Source organism: Arthrobacter sp. SIMBA_036 (assembly GCF_046535135.1).
In the GTDB taxonomy this organism is placed as follows: Bacteria; Actinomycetota; Actinomycetes; order Actinomycetales; family Micrococcaceae; genus Arthrobacter.
Window position 1 is genome coordinate 1 of record NZ_JAWRXG010000027.1, and the last position, 4,454, is coordinate 4,454.

General features: G+C 59.8%; 3 protein-coding genes and 1 pseudogene. 3 read left to right on the plus strand and 1 reads right to left on the minus strand.

Going from position 1 to position 4,454, the window contains the following annotated elements; genetic code table 11:
- Positions 1-75 precede the first annotated feature (75 nt).
- Positions 76-329: pseudogene (locus SB659_RS18935) on the plus strand (IS110 family transposase); the annotation flags it as partial.
- Positions 330-517: 188 nt separating this feature from the next.
- Here the strand turns inward: SB659_RS18935 and SB659_RS18940 are convergent.
- Positions 518-1,105, minus strand: coding sequence for a helix-turn-helix domain-containing protein (locus SB659_RS18940; protein WP_410551507.1), 588 nt, complete (start codon positions 1,103-1,105; stop codon positions 518-520).
- A gap of 633 nt (positions 1,106-1,738) precedes the next feature.
- Here SB659_RS18940 and SB659_RS18945 point away from each other — a divergent pair.
- On the plus strand, positions 1,739-3,880 hold the full coding sequence (locus tag SB659_RS18945) for a 3-hydroxyacyl-CoA dehydrogenase NAD-binding domain-containing protein (protein ID WP_410551505.1): 2,142 nt from the start codon (positions 1,739-1,741) through the stop codon (positions 3,878-3,880).
- A 363-nt stretch (positions 3,881-4,243) separates the two neighbouring features.
- Positions 4,244-4,454: hypothetical protein (locus SB659_RS18950; RefSeq protein ID WP_410551506.1), on the plus strand; the 211-nt coding region annotated here is incomplete at its 3' end.

Genomic DNA, 4,454 nt, shown 5'->3' on the forward strand with positions numbered 1-4,454 from the left:
CATGATGAACATCCTTCCACCCGCAAGGATCAAATCCTCACAGGCAAAGTGTCAATCAAACCTTCAGCAGTCCCAATCAGCGGAAAGCTACACGGGCTACGCCGGTTCAACCGCAGACTCCTCCGAACCTGTTACCTCGCCGCCCTCACTAGCCTGAAAACAGTCCTGCATCCAGAACCTACAACGACCGGAAACGCTGCGAGGGAAAGTCACACGAACAGGCGCTCATCGCCCTCGCCCAACGCCGCATCAACGTCATCTGGGTCGTGCTCCGCGACCACACCCAATACCGTGAGCCAATAACCACCATTTGCGTCCAGGCCGCTTGACAACAGCATTGAGATTCCCAGCGCCCTGGTACTAACCTGCTGGCGGCTTCTGCGGGCCTGTCTCGAATCATGACCATGTCCGGGAAACGACTGGTCCGGTGTTCCTTCAGGCGGCGGCGCCGGCGTCCGGTCCGTCCGCTGCGCAGAGAGACCGCAGGGTCAACGGCTAGGCCACGGCTTCCGCGCCCTTATAGGGCCTGATAAACGGTCGCAGGCGCGACGTGCATTTCTGGTCGGCCGGGAAACGTAGCGCGCAGGCTGTTGCTGATCTGTCGAGGACTCCATCGTTGTGTCAGGTGCTGGCGAACGAACTCCTGCAACTCAGGGTTGCTGGCAATCTTCCCTTCTCGCTCTCGACTCCGTCTCCGTTCGGTAGTTCGCTGGGGCGTTAGCGGACGATAGTTGCCAGACGGTTCATGAATGTTCCGGCGGATCTCTCGTCTCACAGTCGACGGACTGCGACCAAGTTCCACCGAGATCGACCGAATGCTGCGCCCTGCATGAAGGAGGTCCGCCATCGTGATCCGTTCCAACTCCGAGAGGAATCGGGCAGAAATCACCGCAGGTTTCTGCCGGGAGATTGGAGGGACTCTCTTTACGTCGCCCGACTTCAGGACGACCTTGTGACCGTGCCTCCATCTGGTGCCGGTACTACGGCTGATTCCGACGATCCTGCACGCCTCAGAGTTGCCCATTCCCTGTCTCATCAGCTGATCATACTGAGCACGTGCAGCGTTCCTCGGTGGGGAGCCCCGCGACCTCCTTGGCCGTTTCATTGCTACCAATTGCAACTCCTAAAAGCTTAGGTGTTGCAACGACCACTGGACGCCAAGCCACGAAATGGCTCAGTTTTGACCATCGCTGAGAAAAGGAGTTCGACGGCGTTACATTTGCCTCGCGTCACGGCCATGACTTTGCGGCTCTGGGCCAACTCCGAACGGCCAGACGATGCCGCTATCAGCCCGCACCTCCGCGACCGCATCAGAGGCTACATCACCACGGTGAAGCCTTCAAGAACGCGTTCGCGACTCTGTCCCAGATTGGAAGCGCATTTCGGTTGGTCACAATCGTGCGCACTGCTCGTTCGTCGATAGGTTGCTTCTCCGCACTAAATATGTCATTGGTCAACTGACTTCGCTTGCAAAATGCCACGCCGAAGGTCATAGTTGTTCAACAAGTATTATCTGCGCGGCGCAGGCGAGGGCGCATGCGAGGAGCTCGGCATCATGCACTGGCCGGCTCCGCATGTGTGGGCCTTTGTGCACGACAACGATGGCCACGTTCTGCCCTGCTGCAGAAGTGCGAGTCGGCCGCCAAGGTTTGCATGGGTCACGATGCTCTTTCGTAACGTGTGCCTCGATTCGCTCCTTCGCACTGCTAGTTGCGACTCTCAACGCTAGGAACGACTTATGACACTGCCGCCTCGCGCAACGATCCAACCCGGTGATCTTGGTGCCCAACCTATCCGCCGCCTCTCCGCAAACGCACAGCTGACAGAAGTGCAACTGCCTGGAGCAGGCACTTTCGCTCTTATCACGCTGACCGGCGGTGAGGGCAAACCCGCTACCTTTGGGCTCGAGTCCCTGGAGGCACTGCGGGCGCTGCTTCAAGAAGTCGCGGAACGGGTGGACGCCGGACATGTGGCCGGCGTTGGCATTACTGGCCAGAACCGGTTTTTTGTGGCCGGTGCAGACCTGAAGGCTTTGAAAGGCTTGGAGGACTTGGAATCAGCCCGAGCTATAGCACGCCTGGGTCATCAAGTGTTTGGCGCCCTCGCCGCTATGGACGTCCCAACTTTCGCCTTCATCAATGGCGTGGCCATAGGAGGCGGTCTGGAAGCTGCCTTGGCAGCCCGCTACCGCACAATCTCGACGGGTGCAAAGGGCATTTCTCTGCCTGAGGCGTACCTCGGCCTTGTGCCCGGCTGGGGCGGCGTGTACCGACTTCCTCGACTCATCGGGCCAGCTAATGCCGTGAAGGTGATGATAGAGAACCCGCTGAGCAACAATAAGGTTCTTGACGGTCGGTCAGCCTACGAGCTCGGCATCTCGGACGCTATATTCGACAGTCCTGATTTCCTAACCCAGTCCCTGGCCTGGGCGGACGGCATTATCACCGACGCGGCACGCAGGCAAGAACTTGACCAACGGCGGGCCTCTATGGCGGGCTCATCGCAGGAGGAGTGGGACGCGGCCGTGGCCGCGGGCCGGGCCGTCGTTGAGTCAAAGACCTCCAATGCCGCACCTGCCCCTGCTCGCCTGCTGGAGCTCCTCGAGCTGGGCAGGAGCCTGGACCAGGCACAATCTGCAGATTTGGAGGTCAACGTACTCGGCGAACTGATCCTTACACCGCAGTTCAAAGACTCCGTATACGCGTTTCTTGACGTTCTGCAGCGTCGAGCCAAGAACCCGTCCTTGGCACCAAATCCGGCGCAGGCCCGACCGATCGACAAGGTCGGCGTCGTCGGCGCGGGACTAATGGCATGCCAACTAACCCTCCTGTTTGTACGGGAGTTGCGCATCCCAGTGGTGATGACGGACCTCGACCAGGACCGTGTAGATAAAGGTGTGAGCCACGTCCACGCCCAGGCTGACAAACTGTTTGACCAGAAGCGCATTTCCTTGGACGACGCCAACGGCATCAAAGCCCTCGTCAGTGGTTCAGTTTCGAAGGCCGCTTTGTCTGACGCTGACTTCGTGATCGAAGCGGTCTTCGAAGACCTCGCCGTCAAGAAGCAAGTCCTCGCTGAGGTCGAGTCCGTCGTTTCCGAAAAGTGCGTTCTTGCCACCAATACGTCGTCGTTGCTGGTGACCGAGATGGCCGCTGACCTCCTGCACCCGGAGAGAGTCATCGGATTTCACTTCTTTAATCCGGTCGCCGCAATGCCCTTGCTCGAGATCGTTCAGGCAGCCAAGACCAGCGATGAAGCCGTGGCCACAGCGATCGTCCTCGGCAAAAAGTTGAAGAAGACCTCGGTGCTCGTCCGAGATGCTACGGCATTCGTCGTGAACCGCGTGCTCCTTCGGCTGATGGCGGAGGTCTTAAGGGCTTTTGACGAGGGCACCCCTGCCGACGTGGCGGACAGGGCCCTCAAGCCCATGGGCCTGCCGATGACTCCATTTACCCTTTTGTCCATGATTGGCCTTCCAGTCGCGCAGCATGTTATCGAGTCCCTCCATGACGCCTTCGGCGACCGGTTCCCCGTGTCCGCCAATGTTCAGAGACTCATCGACAATGACATCGCCTCGCTCTGGCCCAACGAATACGACAGCAGCAGATCGCACATCCCGCACTCCACCCTGGCCCTACTGGAATTCGGTCATTGCCCGGCCACGTCAGAACTGTTGCTTGAACGCGTCCAGAACGCTTTGGCACAAGAAATCGGGCTTCTGCTTAAGGAAGGCGTGGTGGCCTCCGCAGAGGACGTCGATCTGTGCATGATGACCGGCGCCGGCTGGCCGCTGCACTTGGGCGGCATCACGCCCTATCTGGATCGGGTGGGCGCGTCTGAGAGGATCAACGGGAAGCCCTTTCACCTTGACAGGCGGTGAGCTCTAGCGGCGAAGAGAAACTGTCGTACCCCCATGGTGTGTGAGGGCTCCACAGAGCGGGGTGCGTTTGGCCCGGTAGCGGGCGATTGGCATGATTTGCTGCTGCGGCAACCAATTGCCCCGTGCCGCAGAACGGGCCGGTCAAGGTCAGGCCCGGGTTGCCGGTACTCCTGGGAAGGCATGGTATCGGTATTGCTGGAGGCTGCGGAGCCGGCAGCAAAGCTTATTCGCGTCATCGTTAGCTTTGCCCGCCAGTATGGGAGTTGCCGACCTGCTAGATTCAATCTTTGATTGTGGATCACTTAACAACTTCCTATTGCAGATAAGTAGCTCGTTGCGCGAGGTTGTTCCAAGGAGTACTACATGGGTAAAGAGCAGGCTATGCAGGAAGCGGTCGGATGGCTTTCGCGGAGTGCGGCTGGTCAGGGCAGGGCTGTGTTGCCGACGCCGTCCGTGCGGGGGAGCGTGGGGGCAGGAAGCGAGGGGCCGACGCCTGAGGCTCCGCGGCGCCGCACGCAGCAGGAGCGGCGTGAGGAGGCGGAGGGGCGGCTTCTGTCCGCCGCCCTGACATTAC

Excerpts from the sequence above, each read along its gene's own strand:
- SB659_RS18940 (WP_410551507.1), bottom strand. The coding sequence starts at position 1,105 with ATGAAACGGCCAAGGAGGTCGCGGGGCTCCCCACCGAGGAACGCTGCA.
- SB659_RS18945 (WP_410551505.1), top strand. The coding sequence starts at position 1,739 with ATGACACTGCCGCCTCGCGCAACGATCCAACCCGGTGATCTTGGTGCC.